The sequence below is a fragment of the Streptomyces sp. AC512_CC834 genome, assembly GCF_019049325.1.
Taxonomy (GTDB): Bacteria; Actinomycetota; Actinomycetes; order Streptomycetales; family Streptomycetaceae; genus Streptomyces.
The window spans coordinates 1-20,887 of record NZ_JAGMUO010000013.1 but is presented as its reverse complement, the minus strand read 5'-3'; the positions used below and the strand labels follow the sequence as shown (position 1 = coordinate 20,887).

Here is a 20,887-nt window from a genome sequence, read left to right as displayed (position 1 = left end):
TGCGAGACTTGCCGTATGCCAGTCCTCGACCCGAACCCCCAGCACGGCCAGAAGAAGATGCTGATCATCTTCGGTTCCTTCCTCGCGATCTTCGTGATCATCGGCATCATCGCGACGATCGCCTCGCCGTGACGCCGCCCTCGTCGGCCGCCGGATGGTGGGGTTAACCCCCCATCCCCTAGGGGGCGAGGGTCAGGGTGAAGTGGGTGGACCTCCGGATGGGTTGGAGCCCGCGGACTCCGTAGCTTCGAGATGTGCCCGCCACAGGCGGGCCGCGCAGCACGGACCAGGGACGCCCGAAGACCAGCGGAGGCACTCATGTCGGCCCCTACCCAGACCCGGCCTCCCCAGGCGACCCGCGGCGGCGTCGACATCCGGCTGCCCTGGTGGGCCCTCGCCCTGCCCGTGCTCGCCTTCGTCGCGCTGCTCCTGCTGATACTCAATCCCGCCGACGCCCACGCGGCCGCGGAGCAGCCCGCGATCGCCCATCTCCTGGAGCGCGTGGAGCAGCTCACCGCGCGCTGAGCCCGGACCGGAGCCCGCGACGCCCGTCACGCGGTGAATCCGCATGTCAACTCCCAGAGCCCCATGGCCTGTTTCATGCGAAGCTGGATGCCATGAGCGTCGCAGAACCCCGCAGGATTGTTCTCTTCCGGCATGCGAAAGCCGACTGGCCACAGGTGACCGACCACGAGCGGCCGCTCGCCGACCGGGGCCGCAAGGACGCCGCAGAGGCCGGGCGCCGGCTGGCGGATACCGGCGTGCCCTTCGACCAGGCCCTGTGCTCCACCTCGACCCGGACCCGCGAGACCTGGAAGCTCGCCGTCCAGGAGTTCCCGCACCGGCCGAAAACCGTCTATGAGGAGCGGATCTACGAGGCCTCGCCCGGCGAGCTGATCGCCGTGCTCAACGAGACCCCCGACGACCTGCAGAACGTGCTGGTGATCGGCCACAATCCCGGCATGGAGGGAGTGACCGAGATCCTGGCCGGTTCGGCGGAGGACGAGGCCCGCGAGCGGATGGGCAGCCGTGGCTTCCCGACCGCCGCCTTCGCCGTCCTGACCTTCACGGGCGCCTGGAAGGACGTGGAACCCGGCAGGGCTTCCCTGGTCGACTACTGGGCGCCGACCGACTGACCCACGCACCTGACAGGGCCCGGGCCCGGCATCCTCGCGGTCCGGGCCCTCCTCGTGCCGGGACCGCCGCGCCGGAGGGCCCCCGCCGGAGGCCCGCCCGCCGGATCAGAGCCGGTCGAGGGACAGGCCGAGACCCTCGTCCACCGTGTCCGCGGCCTCGACCTCCTCCCGGGTGATGCCCAGCAGGTAGAGCACCGTGTCCAGGAAGGGCACGTTCACCGCGGTGTGCGCCGCCTCGCGCACCACCGGCTTGGCGTTGAAGGCGACACCGAGACCCGCCGCGTTCAGCATGTCCAGGTCGTTGGCGCCGTCGCCGATCGCCACCGTCTGCGACAGCGGTACGCCCGCCTCGGCGGCGAACCGGCGCAGCAGCCGCGCCTTGCCCGCCCGGTCCACGATCTCCCCGGTGACCCGGCCGGTCAGCCTGCCGTCGACGATCTCCAGCGTGTTGGCCTGGGCGAAGTCCAGCCCCAGCCGCTCCTTCAGAGCGTCGGTGACCTGCGTGAAACCGCCGGAGACGACTCCCACCTGGTAGCCGAGCCGCTTCAGCGTGCGGATCAGGGTGCGGGCACCCGGCGTCAGCCGCACCTCGGCGCGCACCTTCTCCACCACCGACGCGTCCAGCCCCGCCAGCAACGCCACGCGCGCGTGCAGCGACTGCTCGAAGTCCAGCTCCCCGCGCATCGCGGCCGCCGTCACCTCGGCGACCTTGTCCTCGCAGCCGGCGTGCGCGGCGAACAGTTCGATGACCTCGTCCTGGATCAGCGTGGAGTCCACGTCCATCACGACCAGGCGCTGCGCCCGCCGGTGCAGCCCCGCCGCGACGACCGCGATGTCCACGCCGAGCGCCGCGGCCTCGGTGGCCAGCGTCGTGCGCAGCGGTTCGGTCTCCACGCCGGACACCGCGAACTCGACGGCGGTCACCGGGTACTTGGCCAGCCGGAAAATACGGTCGATGTTGCTGCCGGACTCGGTGATCCGGGCCGCTATGGCGGCGGTCGCCTCCGCGGTGAGCGGGTGCCCGAGCACCGTGACCAGGGAGCGGCCGAGACCGCGCGGCCGGTTGTCGCCGATGCCGGAGATGATCTCAGCCTGCAGCTTCAGCGACTCGGCCCAGCCGTGGACGGTCGCCCGCAGGTCGCCCTCCAGGCCACGGGGCGGCTCGGTCACGAGCGCGCACAGCACGATCCGGCCACGGGTGACGACCTGCTCGATGTCGACGACATCGACGGAGTAGGCGGCGAGGGTGTCGAACAGGCCGGCCGTGATGCCCGGTCGGTCCTTGCCGAAGATCTTGACGAGAAGCGTGGGAACGTCAGAGGTCTGCGAAGCGCTCATGGTGCTCCAACCGTATCCGGCACGCGGTGCCTCCCGCCCCTGAGGTCCGCCTGACGGACACGACCCGTGGGGGCCGGGCGGGGGCAGGGGCGGTGGCGGGGGAGCGGGGTCCGCGAGCTTTTCGCGCCCTGGCGGGCGGTGACCGGGCGCCTGCACGCGCGGAGGCCGCCTCGGGGGACTCGGGCCGGTCGTGCCGGTGGTTGTGCGTACCACCGCGGGGTGGCCGCAGCCGGCCGTCAGGGCCCTCTCGGGTCCGCGAGATACGGCGTCAGCTTCCGCTCTGCGGGTGCGGCCGGAGAGCGGACGCGGACGGATGCGGCCGGGGACACTCTCCGGACCGCTGCCGCCCTTCATTGTCCGTCCCTGGGGCGCGGCGGTGGCGCCGGAGGCGGGGGCGGAGGGGGCGGTGGGCGCTCGCCCCAGCGGCGGGGCGGCGGTCGGCGCGGCGTTCCCGGCGGCTGCCCGAGCGGTCCGGCCACCGTGGGGGCGCCGTACACGTCGTCGGGTGGGCGATCAGTCCCGTCGGCTTCCTGACCTGCCTCGTCGCCGTACTGCCCGGGGCCGCCGGTCCCATGGCCCTCGCCGCCCGGTCGCTGCCCTGTGCCGCCGCGCGGCTGTGCCCCGGACGGCCGCGCGTCTTCGGGTTCTCCCGTTCCTGGCATTCGTCCCGGTTCCCATCCTGCCTCTGGGCTCTCTGAGCACCCTGGGGCCGACTCTGGGCCCGCCCCCGCCCCCGCCCCGGCCCCCTCCCGCAACCGCAGGTATGGATTGGAGCCCGGATTGGGCGGCCGGTGCGGCGCAGCAGGCCAGTACGGTCCCGACGGCGGGGGCGGCCCGGCATGCTTCGGATCACCCGCCCCCACCCCCACCCCAGCCATCCCGGCACCCCGTGCCACCTCCGTCGCCCCCGTCCCCGCCGCCCCGCTCGCCCGCGCCAGCAGCGCCCCGGCGGCTCCCGCACCCGCGCCCCACGCGGCACCCAGCAGCAGGGCCGTGCTGAGGTGTCCGCGCAGGTCGATGCCCGCGCCGAAGGCATCGATACCGAGCACCGACAGGGAGGCGTTCACGGACACCTCCGTCAGCCAGGCCAGTAGCGGCAGCGTCAGCGCGGTGGCGACGCCCAGCCGCAGGGCGCAGCGCCCTGCGAAGGCGAAGGAACGTGTCTCACCGGGCGCCACGGGCGCCACGGGTGTCCGTACCGCCGTCAGTACCCCGGCCAGCAGCATCATCAGCGCCGCGGCCACCCCCAGCAGCCACACCCGCCCGTCCAGCTCCGCCAGCCGCCCCAGCGTGACCGGCTCCTCGGAGCCCGCGCCCAGCAGGTCGTCCAGCGGAGCCGGGAGCACCCGCACCAGCTCACCGGTGGCCCGCCCGTCCCACGGCACGAAGAGGCCGACCGGGACGCCGAGCCAGACCCCGTTCGGCGCGCCCAGCAGCGCCGCCCCCGCGATCCGCCGGGGGTGGTCGTCGCCGATCGCCGCGTAGGCCGCCGCCGCGAGTCCGGCGGCAATCGCCGTCAGCGCGACCGTGACCAGGGCGGACACCGCCGGCCGCACCACCCGGTGCACGGCCTCGCACCCGCGCGGCAGCGGCGTGCGGCGCGAGGCCAGCAGCGCGATCAGCAGCACGCCGGCGGACCAGGCCAGCCCGCCCAGCAGCGTCGGCACGGTGTCGACGGTGAACCCGACGGCGGCCTGTGCGTCGACGAGGTCACCGACCCGGTCGGGCAGCAGCCCGCCGATGTCGCCCACGTCCCCGAGCCCCGGAATCTCCAGACCACCGTCACCGCCACCGCCCCCGCCGGGCAGGTCGTCGAGCCCCAGCGCACCGCCGTCGATCGTGATGACGTCGTGACCCGCCCACGCCAGGCCGCCCGTCATCGCCACGAACAGGCCGACCACCGCACCCGCGCGCGCGAGAAGTTCGGCGGGGGAGACGACAACTCCGGCCGCTCGCAAAGAACGCAGGAAGAAGAACGACAGGATCAGCGCACCGACCAGGCTCACCCCCAGTGGCGTGATCTCGATGGCCGTGTGGGCCTCCGCTCCTTTCAGCCCGAACGCGGACACATCACCGGCCGGCGTGACCGAACCACCCGCCCCGAGCGCCACGACCGCCGCGGTCATCGTCCCGAGCGAGCCCGCCGCGTCCGCGTCCAGCAGATGCAGGCCGAGCGCCGCCGTACCCGCCATGCCGATCAACGCCCAGCTCACGGCGGCGATCGCGGACAGCAGTACGTCACCCCACGGCACCCTGGTGCCGTGGCCCTCGGATCCGACGCTTGTGGACGCGCTCATGGCAGACCCCCCGATCCGCTGCGCGGCGAGGTTGCCGCGCATGTCCCCCTCGCGTGGAATACCACTGTCCGGGCAGGTTTCAACCCCGTCAACGGGAACGGCCGGTGGGTGCCTACGCACTTTTCACAAGGCCCGACTTTCGGTCAGGGGCCCGAGCCTGAAATAGTTCCCCCCGATGTTCGACATCCCTAGACTCCCCGCGACGGGGGTACATCGGGGGACAACTCAGTGGGGCTGGAGTGCCGGAACTCGTACTGGAATCCAATGGACGGACCTGGACGCTCGATCCGTCCCGGTCATACGCGCTCGGACGCGATCCGCAGGGGGAGCTTGTTTACGACGACGCCAGGGTCTCCTGGCGGCATGCCACGATCAGTTTCAACGGCCGCAGTTGGGTCGTCGAGGATCACGGCAGCACCAACGGCACGTTCGTGCACGGACAGCGGGTCCAGCAGATGGAGCTCGGCGCCGGCACGGTGCTGAACCTCGGCAACGCGACCGACGGACCGCGCGTGAACCTGACCGCGGCCCAGGCCGCCGTCGGCACGCCGCAGGCCCAACCGCAGCAGCAGCCGTACGCCGCGCAGAGCGCGAACGCGGGCTGGGCCCCGCAGGCGCCGGCGCAGGAGCCGCCGCAGCAACAGGCACCGCAGCAACAGGCTCCGCAGTACGGGCAGCAGCAACAGGCCCAGCAGGCCGGCTGGCAGCAACAGCAACAGCAACAGCAACAGCAACAGCAACAGCAGCCGCCGCAGCAGGCCGCGCCGCACTTCCCCCAGCAGCAGGGACCCGGCGGCGCGGCGGGGGCGCCACCGGTCTACGGCGACCGCAGCCCGACCACGTTCCACCAGTTCTCGCTCGGCCGGGTGATGCGCATCGGCCGTGCCCTGGAGAACGAGCTGGTCGTCTCCGACCTGCAGGTCTCCCGCAACCACGCGGAGTTCCACGCCACGCCCGACGGGCGCATGGAGATCCGCGACCTGGGCTCGCACAACGGCACGTACGTCAACGGTCTGCCGATCGCCAAGGGCGGCTCTCAGCTCCTCGGCCCGACCGACATCGTGGGCGTCGGCCACTCGACGTTCCGGATCGTTGGCGACCGGCTCGAGGAGTTCGTCGACACCGGTGAGGTCTCCTTCTCCGCCCGGCACCTGACCGTCACGGTCGACGGCGGCAAGCAGATCCTCAAGGACGTCTCCTTCGGCGTACCCGAGAAGTCGCTGATCGCGGTCATCGGCCCGTCCGGCTCCGGCAAGTCGACCCTGCTCAAGGCGCTCACCGGATACCGGCCCGCCGACCAGGGCGAGGTCCTCTACGACAACCGGAACCTGTACAAGCAGTTCGCCGAGCTGCGTCAGCGCATCGGTCTGGTCCCGCAGGACGACATCCTGCACAAGGAGCTGACCGTCAAGAAGGCGCTGAAGTACGCGGCGAAGCTCCGCTTCCCGGCCGACACCACGGCCGCCGAGCGCGACGCCCGTATCGACGAGGTGCTGCGCGAGCTGAAGCTGGACATCCACAAGGACAAGAAGGTCACGTCCCTGTCCGGCGGCCAGCGCAAGCGCGTCTCCGTCGCCCTGGAGCTGCTCACCAAGCCGTCGCTGATCTTCCTGGACGAGCCGACCTCCGGCCTCGACCCGGGCATGGACCGTGACGTCATGCAGTTGCTGCGCGGCCTCGCCGACGACGGCCGCACCGTCCTCGTCGTCACCCACTCGGTGGCCGAGCTGGCGACCTGCGACAAGCTGCTGGTGATGGCGCCGGGCGGTTCGGTGGCCTACTTCGGCCCGCCCGAGGAGGCGCTGAACTTCTTCGGCTACGACACCTGGGCCGACGTCTTCTCCGCCTTCGAGAACTACCGCGACTACGACTGGGCGGGCCGCTGGAAGGGCTCGCAGCACTACCAGATGTACGCCGCGGACCTCGACGCCGTCGCCGCGCAGTCCGTACAGGTACCGGCGATGCAGGCGATGAAGCCGCCGAAACCGCAGGGCTGGATGTCCCAGTTCGTCACACTGGTGCGTCGCTATACCTCGGTGATCGTCTCCGACAAGGGCTTCCTGGCCCTGATGGTGATCCTGCCGGCCGTGCTGGGCGCGGTGAGCCTGCTCATCGACGCGGACAAGGGTCTGTTGCCCAACCCGCCCAACGCGGATGGCCGGATCATCCCCAACGGCACCGCGACCACGGTCCTGCTGATCCTCGCGGTCGGCGCGTGCTTCGCGGGCGCCGCGAACTCGGTCCGTGAGCTGATCAAGGAACGGGTGATCTACGAGCGGGAACGCGCGACCGGCCTGTCCCGGTCCGCGTACCTGATGTCCAAGGTCTTCGTGCTCGGCGTGATCACCGTGCTGCAGGGCCTGCTGGTCGGCGTGATCGGATTCGCCACCCGGGAGATCCCGGAGGAGGGGCTGGTCCTCGGGGGCATGACGCTCGTCGAGCTGTCCCTGCCGATCATGGCGCTGGGCTTCACCTCGATGATGTTCGGCCTGATCATCTCCTCGCTGGTGAAGACCGCCGAGAAGACCATGCCGCTGCTGGTCATGTTCGCGATCATCCAGGTCGTCTTCACCGGCTGCCTCTTCGCCCTGAACGGCGCGGTCGGCGTCAACCAGTTCTCGTACCTGATGCCCTCACGCTGGGCGGTCGCCGCGGCGGGTGCCACGCTGGACTTCAACAAGATCAGCCCGCCCGAGAAGGGTGCCGAGGCGGACCCGCTGTGGGAGCACACCCTCGGCGCCTGGGGCATGGACATGGCCGCGCTGATCGTCCTCGGCGTGATCTGCGGCTTCTTCGTGGCCCGCTTCCTGCGCCGCCACGAGCCCGAGGTCATGCGCAAGTAGTCCACGGCCCGAAGGCCACCGAGAGCCGCTGAAGGCCACTGAAGGCCCCGAAGGGCGGCACCCCGTCAGGAGGGTGCCGCCCTTCGGCGTACGGCTGGGTGTCGGCGTCGGCTTCGGTGTCGGCGTCGGCGTGAAGAGGTCCGCGCCGACCTCAGTACGCGCTGTCGACGTTGTCCATGGTGCCGTACTTGTCCGCGGCGTAGTTGCACGCGGCGGCGATGTTGGCGACCGGGTCGTAGATGTTCCAGGACGTGCCGGGCACGTGGTACGCCTTGAACGTCGGCGGGATGACCTGGAGCAGGCCCTTCGACGGGATGCCGTTGATGGCGTTGATGTCCCAGTCGTTGATGGCCTTCGGGTTGCCGGAGGACTCCCGGATGATGTTGCGGTGGATGCCGTCGTAGGTACCCGGGATGTCGTGCTTCTTCATGATGGCCCGGGCCTCCCGGATCCAGCCGTCGAGGTTGTTGGAGTAGCTCTTCTTCGCGACCTTCTTGACCTCGGTGCGCTTGGCGTCGCGGCTCGTGGTCTTCTCGGTCGCGCGCTTGGCCGTGGACTTCTCGGCGGTGGCCTTCTTGGCGGCGGACTCGGTGGCCGCCTCCTTCTTCGCCTCGATGGAGGCGACCTTCTGGCTCGCACCGGCGAGCTGGCCGGTGACGCCGGCGTGCACGTCCTGGATCTGCTTGGTGCTGTACGCCACCTTGGCCGTGGGAGCGGCCTCGCTCGTGGTCGTCTGGCCGCTGGCCGGGACGGCGGTGAGGGCGACGGCGGCGGCGCCGAGCGCGCCGACACCGGCAATCGCGGCCTTCTGGTTCCGGTTCAGGGAACGACTACGACCACGGGGAAGGATGTTCTTGAGCATGGCGGGATAGACCTCTTCGGATAGCGCGGAGGTCGCTCTCGTCCGGTGGGGACAGTTGGTGCTTCCGGCACAAACGCCGCGGAGGGAAATCCACGGCGCTGAGCGACGAGAGCAATTGTTAGCGGCCGCAAAATCCGAAGGCAAAGGTGTGACGTACGATCCGAGGTAGTGGATCGGGGAAGGGCAAAACGGGGCAGATTGGACCATCTGCCCCGCTCAAAACGGACGAGTCGTTCTCCTACTCCCCTTCGTACGTGACGTGCGCCCTATGCGAGGGCTCACATCCACCCCCCACCTTTCTCACGTCTTGTTGCTGGAGCAATGCAGTGTGTGAGGGGCTGGACGCCCTCTCCTACGGCAGGAGGAGATGGACGTCCCCGAACTCGTGCCACAGGTAGCGCCCACGCACCGCCGCGTCGTACCCGCGGTCGATCGCCGCCCGTCCCGCCACCGCCTCCAGCATCAGCAGATGCGAGGCCTCGGGCTCGTGCAGCCCCGTCAGCAGCCCGTCCACCACCCGCACCCCGCGCTCCGGAGTCACGACCAGATCGGTCCACCCCGCCCGAGCCCGTACGGCCCCGTCGGCACCCACCGCCGACTCCACCGCCCGCACGGCGGTCGTCCCCACCGCCACCACCCGCCCGTCACCGGCGCCGACCGCGTTGATCAGCCGCGCCGACGTCTCCGGCACGGCGAACCACTCCGGATAGGGCGGCTCGTGCGACTCCGCCGATGCCACCCCCGTGTGCAGCGTCACCGGAGCGAACTGCACCCCACGGCTCACCAGCTCCGCCACCAGCCGCGCCGTGAAGGGCCGCGCCGCGCTCGGCATCTCCGCGCTGCCCGTCCCGTCCCTCGACGGCAGCGCGAACACCGTCTGGTAGACGGACAGCGGCTGATCCCGCTCCGTATAGGAGTAACGAATGGGCCTCCCGTGCTCCCGCAGCACCGCGGGCACCTCCGCCCCCGACACCCGCGCCCACCACAACCGCTCCCCGCGCGCACTCAACGGCTCCTCCAGCACCAGCCGCGCACCGCCCGGCAGCCACACCTCCGTCCCCTCCGGCTCGGCCGCCCGCCTACCACCGCCCCTCGGCGGGGGCCCGTCGCCCTCTACTCCCACTACTCCCGCACGCGCGCGCGTGGTGCCCCTTCCGTCCGGTTCCCGCAGCTCCACCGCCCACCGGCCGTCGTCCCCCCGCGTGGAGAAGTGCACCACCACGCGCGCGTGCCCGACCCGGCCGTCGACGGCGGCGGCCCGCGTGGGAGACGTGTTGACCACCAGCAGATCACCCGCCCGCAGCAGCCCCGGCAGCTCCCGGAAACCGTGGTGCGACACCTCGGTACCGCGCGACACCAGCAGCCGTACGTCGTCCCGGTCCAGGCCCGGCCCCCGCTGCTCGGCCGGCACCCGGGCCGACAACTCCTCCGGAACCCTCAGCGCCACCGACATCAGCGAGCCTCCAGCAGCGCCGGCGCCCCGTAGCGCCCGCTCGCCGGCCGCTCGTCCAGCAGCCGCAGCAGCGCCGGCACGACACTCACCGGATCCGGCCGCGGATCGTCGTCGTCCGGTACGGCCGCGGCGTACAGATCCGTGGCCATGTCACCCGGATCGACCGCCCACACGCGCAGCCCCGGCTCCTCGGCGCCCAGCACCGCCGCCAACTGGTCCAGCGCCGCCTTGGACGCCCCGTACCCGCCCCACGTCTCGTACGCCTCGGCGGCCGCGTCCGAACTGACCGTCACCACCGCACCCGCGGGCGCCGCCCGCAGCGCCGGCAGCGCCTCCTGGACCAGGCCCAGCGCGGCCACGAGGTTCACCTCCAGAGCCCGCCGCAGCCCGTCCAGGGGCAGCTCATCGAGCCGCACCAGCGGCTCGGCGCCCAGCGCGCTCGCGTTGCTGACCAGCAGGTCCACCCCGCCCAGGTGCCTGGCCTCCGTCACCAGCCCCGCCCGGTGCCAGGAGTCGGTGACATCACCCGGCAACGCCGTCACACGCGTGCCGTACGCCTCCAGCGCCGCCGCCGTCTCCTTGAGCACCTCAGGGTTCCTGGCGTCGAGCACCAGGTCCCAGCCCCGTGCCGCCAGGGCCCCGGCGAGCGCCCGGCCCAGTCCCTTCGACGCCCCGGTGATGATCGCAACCGGCATGACACGTCCCCTTCGTCGTCCCCGCCGCCCGATCGGTCCGGCGTGATCCTCAACGTAGGAACCGGGCCCCACCGGCCGCCTCGGGCACGGGCCCCAACCGGGCAGGGCCCTTCGCCCTAGGCCCGGCGGGCGGGACATCGGTCCTAGACCCCGGTCCTAGTCCCACCGTCCCAGGCGGCGGCGGTCACAGGTCCGATCCCCGCTGTCACCCCCCGCCGGTACCGTGAGGACATGAGTCACGGCCCCCGGTCCGGCCTCGCCGCGGTGAGTTCCGCGCTGCTGGCCATGAGCAGGCACCTCGAGGTGCGCGACGTCCTCAAGACGATCGTCGCCTCGGCCCGCGAGCTGCTCGACGCGCAGTACGCGGCACTCGGCGTCCCCGACGACCACGGCGGCTTCGCCCAGTTCGTGGTCGACGGCGTCAGCGACGAGCAGTGGAAGGCCATCGGCCCCCTGCCGCGCCAGCACGGCATCCTCGCCGCGATGCTCCACGAGGCCACCCCCGAGCGCCTCGCCGACGTCCGCACGGACCCCCGCTTCGGCGGCTGGCCCTCCGCCCACCCCGACATGGTCGACTTCCTGGGCCTGCCGATCCGCGACGGCGACGAGGTCATCGGCGCCCTGTTCCTGGCCAACAAACTGCGCCCTGTGGGGGGTGTGGCGGGACACCCCCCACACCCCCCGTGCCCCAAGCCCGAAGGCACCTGCGGCTTCACCCAGGACGACGAGGATTTGCTCGGCATCCTCGCCCAGCACGCCGCGATCGCCCTCACCAACGCGCGCCTGTACGAACGCAGCCGCGAACTGACCATCGCCGAGGAGCGTTCCCGCCTCGCCCACGAGCTGCACGACGCGGTCAGCCAGAAGCTGTTCTCCCTGCGCCTGACCGCCCAGGCCGCCACCGCCCTGGTCGACCGCGACCCCGACCGTGCCAAGGGCGAGCTGCACCAGGTCGCCACGCTCGCCGCGGAGGCCGCCGACGAACTGCGCGCCGCCGTCGTGGAGCTGCGCCCCGCCGCCCTGGAAGAGGACGGCCTCGTCGCCACCCTGCGCACCCAGATCCAGGTCCTCGACCGCGCCCACGGCGCGCGCGTGACCTTCGCCGGCCACGGGGTCAAGGCCCTGCCCGCCGCCCAGGAGGAGGCGCTGCTGCGCGTCGCCCAGGAGGCCCTGCACAACGCCCTGCGCCACTCCGCGGCGGAACACGTCGACGTGACCCTGCGCCGGCACGGCACCGCGACCGTCCTGCGCGTCACCGACGACGGCAGCGGCTTCGACCCGCGCACGGTGCGCCGTGCGGGACGTCACCTGGGCCTGGTCTCGATGCGCGACCGGGCGAACGGCACCGGGGGCAGGCTGAACGTGAGGTCCGAGCCCGGCAAGGGCACCACGATCGAGATGGAGGTCCCCGGTGGCTGACGCAATCAAGGTGCTGCTCGTCGACGACCACCAAGTGGTCCGCCGGGGCCTGCGCACATTCCTGGAGGTGCAGGAGGACATCGAGGTGGTGGGCGAGGCGGCCGACGGAGCCCAGGGCGTCGACCGCGCCGAGGAACTGAAACCCGACGTGATCCTCATGGACGTCAAGATGCCGGGCATGGACGGCGTCGACGCGCTGCGCAGACTCCGCGAGCTGGACAACCACGCGCGCGTGCTGGTCGTCACCAGCTTCACCGAGCAGCGCACCGTGGTCCCGGCCCTGCGGGCGGGCGCGGCCGGTTACGTCTACAAGGACGTCGACCCCGACGCGCTGGCGGGCGCCATCCGCTCCGTCCACGCCGGCCACATCCTGCTCCAGCCCGAGGTCGCGGGCGCCCTGCTGAGCCAGGAGGAGAGCAACTCCGGCCCGGGGAGGGCGGGATCCCTCACGGAGCGGGAGCGGGAAGTGCTGGGCCTGATAGCCGACGGCCGCTCCAACCGGGAGATCGCCCGTGCCCTGGTGCTCTCCGAGAAGACCGTGAAGACCCACGTCTCGAACATCCTCATGAAACTCGACCTCGCGGACCGCACCCAGGCCGCGCTGTGGGCCGTACGCCACGGAGTGGCCGGATGACCGGCTGACCGGCCCCGGCGGCCGGTACGCGGCAGCGCCGCGGAGGGTTCCCTTCCGGTCGGAGATTCATACCGTCGTGGGAATGTCCCCCATATGGCGCATCCTTCGAGGGGTGCGGCCGTTCTCCAGTGCGTGCCGCGGCGACTGCCGCGGCGATCGCAAGGAGGGCTTGTAAGTGAAGAACCTGAAGAAGGCAGCGGCCGTGACGATGGTGACCGGCGGACTGATCGCCGCCGGTGCGGGCATGGCCTCCGCCACGGACGGGGGCTCCCACGCCCACGGCCAGGCCATCGGCTCCCCGGGCGTCGCCTCCGGCAACCTGGTCCAGGCGCCGATCCACATCCCGGTCAACGCCGTCGGCAACAGCGTCAACGTCATCGGCGTCCTGAACCCGGCCTTCGGCAACCTGGGCGTCAACCACTGACGCAGCCCGCCCCGAAGCCGCCCCTCGGCCGTGCCGCCCCAGCAGCGGGCAGTCGTGCCGCTGGGGCGGCACGGGTGGGCGATGGGGGTACCTCCCAGGCCGTTCAGGCACTGGGGGAGGCACCTCGTCAGCGCCGAGCAGCGCCCCCCCGCCCACCCCCGCACCCACTCATGGCACCCCTCCAAGACACGGCACCGCACCGTCACCGCCCCCGCTCCACCACAACGGAGTTGTACGCCGCGACCAGCGCCCGCCGAGCCGTCCGCTCCACCGGCCGCAACGCATCCCCCCGCGCCGCCATCTCCGACGCGCTCACCGCACCCCCGTGCCCGTTCTCGGACGCCAGCGTCACCAACACCCCCACCCGCTGCGCCAACTCCAGCACCCGCACCGCCCGCGGCGGATACCCCGGCGCGAGCACCTCCCGCCCACGCTCCGCCCGCGCCCGGTACGCCGCGACCGCCGCCTCCGCCACCGGCCCCGACCCGGCGACGTCGAGCCGCGTCAGCACCTCCGTCGCGTCCCGCAACGCCTCCGCCAGCTCCCGCTCCGCCTCCCCGAGCGAGGGCACATCCGCCGGCGGAGCCTCCCGCACCGGCAGGCAGCGCCAGACGACCTCGACATGCACATCACCCTCGGGCCCCGCCTCGTGCACCTCCGGCACCAGCCCGAGCGAGGCACCGTGACAGATCACCGCCTCCTCGGCCTCCAACGCCCGCGCGTTGAAGTCCGGCGGCCCGCTCAGCCCCAGCGGATGCCCCGGCACGGGCAGCGCGACCCGCAGCCCACTCGCCCCGAGCGCCCGCAGCCGCCCCAGCGCCAACGTGAGACCGACCGGCGCCGCTTCGCCCGGCAGCCCCTCCACCCGGTGCACCGCGTCCTCGCCGACGATCGCGACGGCGGCGTCATCCGGCGAGACCATTCCGGCAATAAGGGCATTTCCCCAGGCGGCAAGGCGCCCTGCGCGTGGTTCCGAGAGCATGCCTACACCCTAAGGACCGGACCGATGGAACGGTGAAGCCGACCGGTGGCGTAGATTTCCCGGAGGGCCTGCGCCCACCGGCGCGGCGGCCCGAGCCACAGGCATACGCGACAGCCGAGACCGGCCACAATGCAAGGGGAGACAACGCGCTCATGAGCGATGTTCTGGAACTTCAGGACGTATCCGTGATCCGTGAGGGCCGGGCTCTCGTGGACCAGGTCTCCTGGTCGGTCAAGGAGGGCGAGCGCTGGGTCATCCTCGGCCCCAACGGCGCCGGCAAGACCACCCTCCTCAATGTCGCGTCCAGCTACCTCTACCCCAGCAACGGCACCGCCACCATCCTCGGCGAGACGCTCGGCAGGCCCGGCACCGACGTCTTCGAGCTGCGCCCGCGCATCGGCATCGCCGGCATCGCCATGGCCGACAAGCTGCCCAAGCGCCAGACCGTCCTGCAGACCGTGCTGACCGCCGCGTACGGCATGACCGCCGGCTGGCAGGAGGAGTACGAGGCCGTCGACGAGCAGCGCGCCCGCGCCTTCCTCGACCGCCTCGGCATGACCGAGTACATGGACCGCAGGTTCGGCACCCTCTCCGAGGGCGAGCGCAAGCGCACGCTGATCGCCCGCGCCCTGATGACCGACCCCGAGCTGCTCCTCCTCGACGAGCCGGCCGCCGGCCTCGACCTCGGCGGGCGCGAGGACCTCGTCCGCCGCCTCGGCCGGCTCGCCCGCGACCCGATCGCACCCTCCATGATCATGGTCACCCACCACGTCGAGGAGATCGCCCCGGGCTTCACCCACGTCCTGATGATCCGTCAGGGCAAGGTCATGGCCGCGGGCCCGCTGGAGCTCGAACTGACCTCCCGCAACCTGTCCCTCTGCTTCGGACTCCCGCTCGTCGTCGAGCAGAACGGCGACCGCTGGACCGCACAGGGGCTCCCGCTGTCCTGAGCCGCCCCCCGTGCGCCCTGTCCCCGGCACGCCCCACGGACCTACCATGACCATGTGAACGACATCGACGCATGGGTGTGGTGGCTCGTCGCCGCGGCAGCGCTCGGAATCCCGCTCGTCGTGACCGCGATGCCGGAGTTCGGGATGTTCGCCGTCGGCGCGGTCGCCGCCGCCGTCGCCTCCGGGCTGGGCGCGGACCTCGTCGTGCAGGTCCTCGTCTTCGTCATCGTCTCGGTCGCCCTCATCGCCGTCGTACGGCCCATCGCCGCCCGACACCGCTCCCAACAGCCCCGACTGGCCACGGGCGTGGACGCCCTGAAGGGCAGACAGGCCGTCGTCCTGGAGCGGGTCGACAGCTCCGGCGGCCGGATCAAACTCGCCGGGGAGATCTGGTCGGCACGCGCCCTGGACACCGGGCGTGCCTTCGAGGCGGGCGAGGCAGTGGACGTCGTGGACATCGAGGGCGCCACGGCGATCATCATGTGACCCCGCCGTGCTCAAGTGGCCCGAAGGCCCCCCGAGTCGTGCGACGGTCTGTCAGACTCGACCAGCAAGATCCTCAACAGCCGTAAGATCAGCAGTAGTCAGGGCCAGTCACGGCCAGTCAGATCATTGGGATCTGACCAATAGGATCTGGCCACATAGGATCTGCCGGAGCGCCAAGGCGGAGAAGGGGACGGACAACCACGATGGAACCGGTCATCATCGTCTTGATCATCCTGGTGGTGTTGGTCTTCATCGCCCTGATCAAGACCATCCAGGTCATCCCACAGGCCAGCGCCGCCATCGTCGAGCGCTTCGGCCGCTACACGCGGACACTCAACGCGGGCCTCAACATCGTGGTCCCGTTCATCGACACCATCCGCAACCGCATCGACCTGCGCGAACAGGTCGTCCCCTTCCCGCCGCAGCCGGTCATCACGCAGGACAACCTGGTCGTCAACATTGACACCGTCATCTACTACCAGGTGACCGACGCCCGCGCCGCGACGTACGAGGTTGCCAGCTACATCCAGGCGATCGAGCAGCTCACCGTCACCACCCTGCGCAACATCATCGGCGGCATGGACCTGGAGCGGACCCTGACCTCCCGCGAGGAGATCAACGCGGCCCTGCGCGGCGTCCTCGACGAGGCCACCGGCAAGTGGGGCATCCGCGTCAACCGCGTCGAGCTCAAGGCCATCGAACCGCCCACCTCCATCCAGGACTCGATGGAGAAGCAGATGCGCGCCGACCGCGACAAGCGCGCCGCGATCCTCCAGGCCGAAGGTGTCCGGCAGTCCGAAATCCTGCGCGCCGAGGGCGAGAAGCAGTCCCAGATCCTGCGCGCCGAAGGTGAGGCCAAGGCCGCCGCCCTGCGCGCCGAGGGCGAGGCCCAGGCCGTCCGCACGGTCTTCGAGGCCATCCACGCCGGCGACCCGGACCAGAAGCTGCTCTCCTACCAGTACCTCCAGATGCTCCCGAAGATCGCCGAGGGCGACGCCAACAAGCTCTGGATCGTCCCCAGCGAAATCGGCGACGCCCTCAAGGGCCTCTCCGGCGCCATGGGCAACCTCGGCGGCCTGGGCGGCGGTTCGGGCAGCGGCGGCGGCAACGGCGGCGCCGGCGTGCCCGCCCAGGAACGCCGCGAGAAGCCGTCGATCGACTGAGGGCGCGTCCCGCGCCCACACAGGGGCGCGGGGCTGTATCGATTTACGGCTCCGCCGCGTGGGCGCGACCAGCCACACACCACCGCACCCGGCACCCGGCACCCGGGCGGCAAGCCCGAAGCCCCACGGCGGAGCCGTCACGCAGCGTCCAGAACCAACCAACCCGGCAGCGCGGCGAAGTCGTCCCGGGCCAGCGCCAGCAACATCGCATCGGCGGGCGTGGGCTCGAACGGCTCCCGCAGCAACGGCATCCCCGCCTGCTCCGGCGTCCGGTTCGCCTTGCGGTGATTGTCCTCCGCGCACGAGGCCACCGTGTTCAGCCAGGAGTCCTGCCCGCCGTGCGAGCGCGGCACCACGTGGTCGACGGTCGTCGCCCGCCGCCCGCAGTACGCGCACCGGTGCCGGTCCCGGACCAGCACCCCCCTCCTCGACCACGGAGCGCGTCTTCGAAACGGCACCCGTACGTACTGGCACAGCCTGATCACCCGGGGCGCGGGTATGTCGAGCGCGGCTCCGCGCATCCGCAGCGAGGGGTGGGCCTGCTCGACGACGGCCTTGTCCTGGAGCACCAGAACGACGGCTCGATTCAACGTCACCGTCGACAACGGCTCGAAGCTCGCGTTCAGCACCAGCGTGTCCCGCATACCAGCCCACCTCCCGTGCGCACCGGCCCACCCCCTGGCGGGCTGGGATCAACTCTGGCCGGGCACGCCGAGATGGACAACGCAATATCTGCTGCTCCCGCGCGGGACGCCCCCGCCACCCCCGGCAACAAAAATGCCCGCCCCTGATCCATTCCAAGACCAGGAGCGGGCAAACGTTCCATGAACGCTCGCTCGGAATGCTCGCTCGGCACGCTCCGAGCGGCTAGCTGTCGGCGGGCACCTCGTACTCACCGATGAGCTGAGCACGCGCGATCGTGTGGAACCGCAGATTGAAGCCGACAAACGCCGGGCTCCCCTCCGCGTCCGGCCCCAGCTTCTCCTCGTCCACGGCGTACACCGTGAACACATACCGGTGCGGGCCGTCCCCGGCCGGTGGCGCGGCACCACCGAAGTCCCTGCTGCCGTAGTCGTTGCGCGCGTGTACGGCACCCTCCGGCAACCCCTCGAACGTGTCGCTGCCCGCGCCCGCGGGCAGTTCGGTCACCGAGGCCGGGATGTCGAACACCACCCAGTGCCAGAACCCGCTGCCCGTGGGGGCGTCCGGGTCGTAGCACGTCACGGCGAAGCTCTTGGTCCCGGCGGGGAAGCCCTCCCACCGCAGATGCGGAGAGGTGTTGCCGACCGCGTGGACCTGAGCGTCCTTGAGCGTCCCGCCCTCCGGGACGTCCTCACTCGTGACGGTGAACGACGGCACGGGCGGGTGGAAGTCATGGGGGAGCGGACGCCGCTTCAGCTCGGTCACCTCGGTACCTCCTGAATGGTCTGGTGCAGAGATGACCGAGCCTAGAGGCTGCCCCGGATCCCTCAGAACCAGTTGCGCTTGCTGCCGACCTCCGACAGCCACTGGTTGAGGTACGCCGTCCAGTCGGTGCCCTGGTAGTCGTCCAGCCCCACCTTGAAGGAGCGGAACGAGTCGCTGCCCTCGCTGAACAGCCCCGGCTTCTTGTCCATCTCCAGGATGACGTCCATCGCCTGCGCGTCGGCCACGAAGCTCAGCTCGACCTGGTTCAGCCCGCGGTACTGCTGCGGCGGGTGGAACTCGATCTCCTGGTAGAAGGGCAGCTTCTGCCGGGTACCCCGGATGTGACCGCGCTCCATGTCCGCGTTCTTGAAGCGGAAACCGAGCTGGATGAACGCGTCCAGGATCGCCTTCTGCGCCGGCAGCGGGTGCACGCTGATCGCGTCCAGGTCACCGGAGTCCACGGCGCGCGCGATCTCCAGCTCCGTGGTGACGCCAATGTTCATCCCGCGCAGCGGCTGCCCGTCGATCGTGGTGATCGGCGTCTCCCACGGGATCTCAAGGCCGAACGGCACCGCGTGCACGACACCGGCCTTCAGCTCGAAGGCACCCCCCAGCCGCACCTTGGTGAACTCGATGTCCTGCTTGTACTCCTGGTCGCCGCTCTCCACCTCGACCTTGGCCTGGAGCCCGACCGACACCCCTTCGATCTCCTGGTCGACGGACCCTCCCTGGATCCGCACCTCGCCCTGGACGACACCCCCCGGAACGACGTTGACCTCACTCAGCACGGTCTCTACCGAAGCCCCGCCGGCCCCCAGGCTCGCGAGCAGCTTCTTGAACGCCATGTCTCTCCCTCTCCAGGCTTGCGTGTGAATCCTCGATCTCTACAAACGCGATCCGGCCGTGGCCGGTTCCGCGCACCACACCCTGGCAAGTCGGACGCTCCCTGACCACCCCGCGTGCGGACCCGGCTGCGTTACGCTCGGACGGCATGATCGCGAGCCCCGACCGTACGCCCCTGCCCAGGGATTTCCTCGACCGCCCCATCCTCTTCACCTGCGCATGCCAAGGCGGTCGGCATGAACGTTGACCCCCTCGCCCATCCTGCCGAAGAGGTCGCCCCCAAGCTGCTCGGGAGCGTCCTCACCTGCAAGACCCCCGAGGGAACCGTGAGCATCGCCATCACGGAGACCGAGGCGTACTCCGGTACGGCCGACCCAGCCTCCCACGCCTACCGGGGCCGGACACCCCGTAACGCCGTCATGTTCGGACCCGCGGGACACCTCTACGTCTACCGGTCCCACGGCCTCCACTGGTGCGCCAACGTCGTCACCGGGACGGACGGCATCGCCTCGGCTGTCCTCATCCGGGCAGGCAGAGTCGTCGAGGGCGAAGACCTGGCACGCAAGCGACGAGGGGAGAGGGTCGAGAGTCCACGCCTTGCGCGGGGTCCGGGGAACTTCTGCCAGGCGCTCGGCATCACGGCAGAGCACAACGGCACGGACCTGCTGACAGGTGCCTCGGTCGAGTTGTCCGAGGGCGAGCCAGTACAGCCCGCGCTCATCCGGGTCGGCCCCCGGGTGGGCGTGAGTCAAGCCCACGACTGGCAGCACCGCTTCTACCTCGCCGGTGATCCGACGGTCTCGGCGTACCGACTGAGCCCGAGAGCCAAGCCGCCCGCCGGAGCCTGAGCCGCTGTGCGCCCTGCTGACAGCTCGCCGGTAAGTCGGCCCGGAGTCGGACCGAGTCCCGGTCTGCGCCGAATCTGGATGACGATCAAGGAAGCCCTGACCTAGCGTTCCTGGCATGGCATCCCCTGACGGCCACCACGACGACAAGTCCAGCGTGATCATCCGCTGCCAGGACACCTCCTCCGTGGGCGTGACGTTCTGCGACCGGTTCAGCCTCGACGCGGATTCCGTGCACTATGCCGTCGAGCTACGGGCCCCGGGCCTGACCGCACGCGTCAACGAGGTCGTCGCCTGGATCTGGGACAGCGATCTCACTGCGTTCCTGGAAGAGCTCGCTGCCGACTACCGGGGATGGGACGGCGAACGGAGCTGGCGCACCAACGACCGAGACCTGACGGTGTCGGCCGTCTGCCGATCTGGCGGCTACGTCGGGCTGACGTGGGCCTTGCGTCCGTGGACACGGGCCGCTGGCGGCTGGGGCGCCTCAGTGACCACCTGGCTGGAGGCCGGCGAGCATATGACTTCCCTGGCCGCCGACGTCCGGAACTTCCTCACCGGCACCGAAGTTGACTCGCCTTTGGGAGACGCGTAAGGTAGCCCGAGCCGCTTGACCCGGGTACGGCAATCGCCTGCAGCCGGAAGCGGCCAACCCACTACCTACGACTTCCCTTCAGCGGGAGCGAATTCGGTGTGCCCGCATGCCTGAATTCAAACTCGCGAGACTCGATTATGAGTCCACGGGGAAGTCCGCTAACGTAGTGAATGTCGAAAGGTCGGCGGGCGAAAGTCCGAGGCTACGACAAATCTCGCCGACAGGGAATCGGGTCGAAAAGATCTGATAGAGTCGGAAACGCAAGACAGCAGGATAGCAGGACCGAAGGGAAGCGCCCGGAGGAAAGCCTGAGAGAGTCTCTCGGGTGAGTACAAAGGAAGCGTCCGTTCCTTGAGAACTCAACAGCGTGCCAAAAGTCAACGCCAGATATGTTGATACCTCGACCTGATCGGTTCTTCTGATCGGGTTGAGGTTCCTTTGAAGTAACACAACAGCGAGGACGCTGTGAACGGTCGGATTATTCCTCCGACTGTTCCGCTCCCGTGAAGTTGAAA

General features: G+C 70.6%; 21 protein-coding genes. 12 read left to right on the top strand and 9 right to left on the bottom strand.

All coding sequences use genetic code 11. The features are described from left to right. Positions 1 to 15 precede the first annotated feature (15 nt). From KUM40_RS40990 to KUM40_RS03480, 3 genes are all read left to right on the top strand, one after another. Positions 16 to 132, top strand: a complete 117-nt coding sequence (locus KUM40_RS40990) for an SGM_5486 family transporter-associated protein (RefSeq protein WP_254394490.1) — start codon at positions 16 to 18, stop codon at positions 130 to 132. A 186-nt stretch (positions 133 to 318) separates the two neighbouring features. Beyond that, positions 319 to 525: a hypothetical protein gene (locus tag KUM40_RS03485; RefSeq protein ID WP_217162679.1), complete on the top strand. Its 207-nt coding sequence runs from the start codon at positions 319 to 321 to the stop codon at positions 523 to 525. A gap of 92 nt (positions 526 to 617) precedes the next feature. Next, positions 618 to 1,136, top strand: a complete 519-nt coding sequence (locus KUM40_RS03480) for a histidine phosphatase family protein (RefSeq protein WP_217162678.1) — start codon at positions 618 to 620, stop codon at positions 1,134 to 1,136. Positions 1,137 to 1,241: 105 nt separating this feature from the next. Here the strand turns inward: KUM40_RS03480 and serB are convergent, their stop codons facing one another. Continuing rightward, positions 1,242 to 2,474: a phosphoserine phosphatase SerB gene (gene serB / locus KUM40_RS03475; RefSeq protein WP_217162677.1), complete on the bottom strand. Its 1,233-nt coding sequence runs from the start codon at positions 2,472 to 2,474 to the stop codon at positions 1,242 to 1,244. Positions 2,475 to 2,824: 350 nt separating this feature from the next. Beyond that, on the bottom strand, positions 2,825 to 4,771 hold the full coding sequence (locus KUM40_RS03470; RefSeq protein ID WP_254394489.1) for a streptophobe family protein: 1,947 nt from the start codon (positions 4,769 to 4,771) through the stop codon (positions 2,825 to 2,827). Positions 4,772 to 5,010: 239 nt separating this feature from the next. Here KUM40_RS03470 and KUM40_RS03465 point away from each other — a divergent pair, with 239 nt between their 5' ends. Further along, positions 5,011 to 7,614, top strand: a complete 2,604-nt coding sequence (locus KUM40_RS03465) for an FHA domain-containing protein (protein WP_217162675.1) — start codon at positions 5,011 to 5,013, stop codon at positions 7,612 to 7,614. 151 nt (positions 7,615 to 7,765) lie between these two features. On the opposite strand, the gene KUM40_RS03460 is transcribed toward KUM40_RS03465, so the two are convergent. The 3 genes from KUM40_RS03460 to KUM40_RS03450 form a co-directional block, all read right to left on the bottom strand. Beyond that, positions 7,766 to 8,476 (bottom strand): transglycosylase SLT domain-containing protein, encoded by a 711-nt coding sequence (locus tag KUM40_RS03460; RefSeq protein WP_217162672.1) that lies wholly within the window; start codon positions 8,474 to 8,476, stop codon positions 7,766 to 7,768. Between the two features lie 352 nt (positions 8,477 to 8,828). Beyond that, positions 8,829 to 9,929: an S-adenosylmethionine:tRNA ribosyltransferase-isomerase gene (locus KUM40_RS03455; RefSeq protein ID WP_217162670.1), complete on the bottom strand. Its 1,101-nt coding sequence runs from the start codon at positions 9,927 to 9,929 to the stop codon at positions 8,829 to 8,831. Continuing rightward, positions 9,929 to 10,624, bottom strand: a complete 696-nt coding sequence (locus KUM40_RS03450) for an SDR family oxidoreductase (protein ID WP_217162668.1) — start codon at positions 10,622 to 10,624, stop codon at positions 9,929 to 9,931. The genes KUM40_RS03455 and KUM40_RS03450 overlap by 1 nt, the downstream gene beginning before the upstream one ends. 231 nt (positions 10,625 to 10,855) lie before the next feature. On the opposite strand from KUM40_RS03450, the gene KUM40_RS03445 reads away from it, so the two are divergent. The 3 genes from KUM40_RS03445 (at position 10,856) to chpE (ending at position 13,101) form a co-directional block, all read left to right on the top strand. Next, positions 10,856 to 12,043 carry a GAF domain-containing sensor histidine kinase gene (locus KUM40_RS03445; RefSeq protein ID WP_217162666.1) on the top strand — a complete coding sequence of 396 codons (1,188 nt, stop codon included), beginning with the start codon at positions 10,856 to 10,858 and terminating at the stop codon, positions 12,041 to 12,043. Then, positions 12,036 to 12,677: a response regulator transcription factor gene (locus KUM40_RS03440; RefSeq protein ID WP_217162664.1), complete on the top strand. Its 642-nt coding sequence runs from the start codon at positions 12,036 to 12,038 to the stop codon at positions 12,675 to 12,677. The genes KUM40_RS03445 and KUM40_RS03440 overlap by 8 nt, the downstream gene beginning before the upstream one ends. A gap of 175 nt (positions 12,678 to 12,852) precedes the next feature. After that, complete coding sequence (gene chpE / locus KUM40_RS03435; RefSeq protein WP_217162662.1) at positions 12,853 to 13,101, top strand: chaplin ChpE; 249 nt, start codon at positions 12,853 to 12,855, stop codon at positions 13,099 to 13,101. Between the two features lie 202 nt (positions 13,102 to 13,303). On the opposite strand, the gene KUM40_RS03430 is transcribed toward chpE, so the two are convergent. Beyond that, positions 13,304 to 14,083, bottom strand: coding sequence for a hypothetical protein (locus tag KUM40_RS03430; protein WP_217162660.1), 780 nt, complete (start codon positions 14,081 to 14,083; stop codon positions 13,304 to 13,306). Between the two features lie 152 nt (positions 14,084 to 14,235). Between KUM40_RS03430 and KUM40_RS03425 the strand changes: the two genes are divergently transcribed. The 3 genes from KUM40_RS03425 (at position 14,236) to KUM40_RS03415 (ending at position 16,682) form a co-directional block, all read left to right on the top strand. Further along, positions 14,236 to 15,033: an ABC transporter ATP-binding protein gene (locus tag KUM40_RS03425; RefSeq protein ID WP_217162658.1), complete on the top strand. Its 798-nt coding sequence runs from the start codon at positions 14,236 to 14,238 to the stop codon at positions 15,031 to 15,033. Positions 15,034 to 15,087: 54 nt separating this feature from the next. After that, on the top strand, positions 15,088 to 15,519 hold the full coding sequence (locus tag KUM40_RS03420) for an NfeD family protein (RefSeq protein ID WP_217162656.1): 432 nt from the start codon (positions 15,088 to 15,090) through the stop codon (positions 15,517 to 15,519). A 203-nt stretch (positions 15,520 to 15,722) separates the two neighbouring features. Continuing rightward, a complete protein-coding gene (locus KUM40_RS03415) occupies positions 15,723 to 16,682 on the top strand; it encodes an SPFH domain-containing protein (RefSeq protein ID WP_217162654.1) in 960 nt (319 codons plus the stop codon). Positions 16,683 to 16,819: 137 nt separating this feature from the next. Here KUM40_RS03415 and KUM40_RS03410 read toward each other — a convergent pair whose 3' ends face one another. From KUM40_RS03410 to KUM40_RS03400, 3 genes are all read right to left on the bottom strand, one after another. Continuing rightward, positions 16,820 to 17,326, bottom strand: coding sequence for an HNH endonuclease (locus tag KUM40_RS03410; RefSeq protein ID WP_217162652.1), 507 nt, complete (start codon positions 17,324 to 17,326; stop codon positions 16,820 to 16,822). A 223-nt stretch (positions 17,327 to 17,549) separates the two neighbouring features. Further along, a complete protein-coding gene (locus KUM40_RS03405; protein WP_217162650.1) occupies positions 17,550 to 18,089 on the bottom strand; it encodes a YbhB/YbcL family Raf kinase inhibitor-like protein in 540 nt (179 codons plus the stop codon). Between the two features lie 62 nt (positions 18,090 to 18,151). Next, positions 18,152 to 18,934 (bottom strand): sporulation protein, encoded by a 783-nt coding sequence (locus tag KUM40_RS03400; protein ID WP_217162648.1) that lies wholly within the window; start codon positions 18,932 to 18,934, stop codon positions 18,152 to 18,154. 234 nt (positions 18,935 to 19,168) lie between these two features. On the opposite strand from KUM40_RS03400, the gene KUM40_RS03395 reads away from it, so the two are divergent. Together KUM40_RS03395 and KUM40_RS03390 are read left to right on the top strand one after the other, a co-directional pair. After that, a complete protein-coding gene (locus KUM40_RS03395; RefSeq protein ID WP_217162646.1) occupies positions 19,169 to 19,780 on the top strand; it encodes a DNA-3-methyladenine glycosylase in 612 nt (203 codons plus the stop codon). Positions 19,781 to 19,895: 115 nt separating this feature from the next. Next, positions 19,896 to 20,372 carry a DUF6228 family protein gene (locus KUM40_RS03390; protein ID WP_254394488.1) on the top strand — a complete coding sequence of 159 codons (477 nt, stop codon included), beginning with the start codon at positions 19,896 to 19,898 and terminating at the stop codon, positions 20,370 to 20,372. Positions 20,373 to 20,887 lie beyond the last annotated feature (515 nt).

What these genes read in the sequence shown, in the direction of transcription:
- KUM40_RS03455 (WP_217162670.1), bottom strand. Translation starts at nt 9,929, where the DNA reads ATGTCGGTGGCGCTGAGGGTTCCGGAGGAGTTGTCGGCCCGGGTGCCG.
- KUM40_RS03425 (WP_217162658.1), top strand. Translation starts at nt 14,236, where the DNA reads ATGAGCGATGTTCTGGAACTTCAGGACGTATCCGTGATCCGTGAGGGC.
- KUM40_RS03450 (WP_217162668.1), bottom strand. Translation starts at nt 10,624, where the DNA reads ATGCCGGTTGCGATCATCACCGGGGCGTCGAAGGGACTGGGCCGGGCG.
- KUM40_RS03485 (WP_217162679.1), top strand. Translation starts at nt 319, where the DNA reads ATGTCGGCCCCTACCCAGACCCGGCCTCCCCAGGCGACCCGCGGCGGC.
- KUM40_RS03400 (WP_217162648.1), bottom strand. Translation starts at nt 18,934, where the DNA reads ATGGCGTTCAAGAAGCTGCTCGCGAGCCTGGGGGCCGGCGGGGCTTCG.
- KUM40_RS03395 (WP_217162646.1), top strand. Translation starts at nt 19,169, where the DNA reads ATGAACGTTGACCCCCTCGCCCATCCTGCCGAAGAGGTCGCCCCCAAG.
- KUM40_RS40990 (WP_254394490.1), top strand. Translation starts at nt 16, where the DNA reads ATGCCAGTCCTCGACCCGAACCCCCAGCACGGCCAGAAGAAGATGCTG.
- KUM40_RS03430 (WP_217162660.1), bottom strand. Translation starts at nt 14,083, where the DNA reads ATGCTCTCGGAACCACGCGCAGGGCGCCTTGCCGCCTGGGGAAATGCC.
- KUM40_RS03390 (WP_254394488.1), top strand. Translation starts at nt 19,896, where the DNA reads ATGGCATCCCCTGACGGCCACCACGACGACAAGTCCAGCGTGATCATC.
- KUM40_RS03480 (WP_217162678.1), top strand. Translation starts at nt 618, where the DNA reads ATGAGCGTCGCAGAACCCCGCAGGATTGTTCTCTTCCGGCATGCGAAA.
- serB (WP_217162677.1), bottom strand. Translation starts at nt 2,474, where the DNA reads ATGAGCGCTTCGCAGACCTCTGACGTTCCCACGCTTCTCGTCAAGATC.
- KUM40_RS03415 (WP_217162654.1), top strand. Translation starts at nt 15,723, where the DNA reads ATGGAACCGGTCATCATCGTCTTGATCATCCTGGTGGTGTTGGTCTTC.
- KUM40_RS03410 (WP_217162652.1), bottom strand. Translation starts at nt 17,326, where the DNA reads ATGCGGGACACGCTGGTGCTGAACGCGAGCTTCGAGCCGTTGTCGACG.
- KUM40_RS03445 (WP_217162666.1), top strand. Translation starts at nt 10,856, where the DNA reads ATGAGTCACGGCCCCCGGTCCGGCCTCGCCGCGGTGAGTTCCGCGCTG.
- KUM40_RS03470 (WP_254394489.1), bottom strand. Translation starts at nt 4,771, where the DNA reads ATGAGCGCGTCCACAAGCGTCGGATCCGAGGGCCACGGCACCAGGGTG.
- KUM40_RS03460 (WP_217162672.1), bottom strand. Translation starts at nt 8,476, where the DNA reads ATGCTCAAGAACATCCTTCCCCGTGGTCGTAGTCGTTCCCTGAACCGG.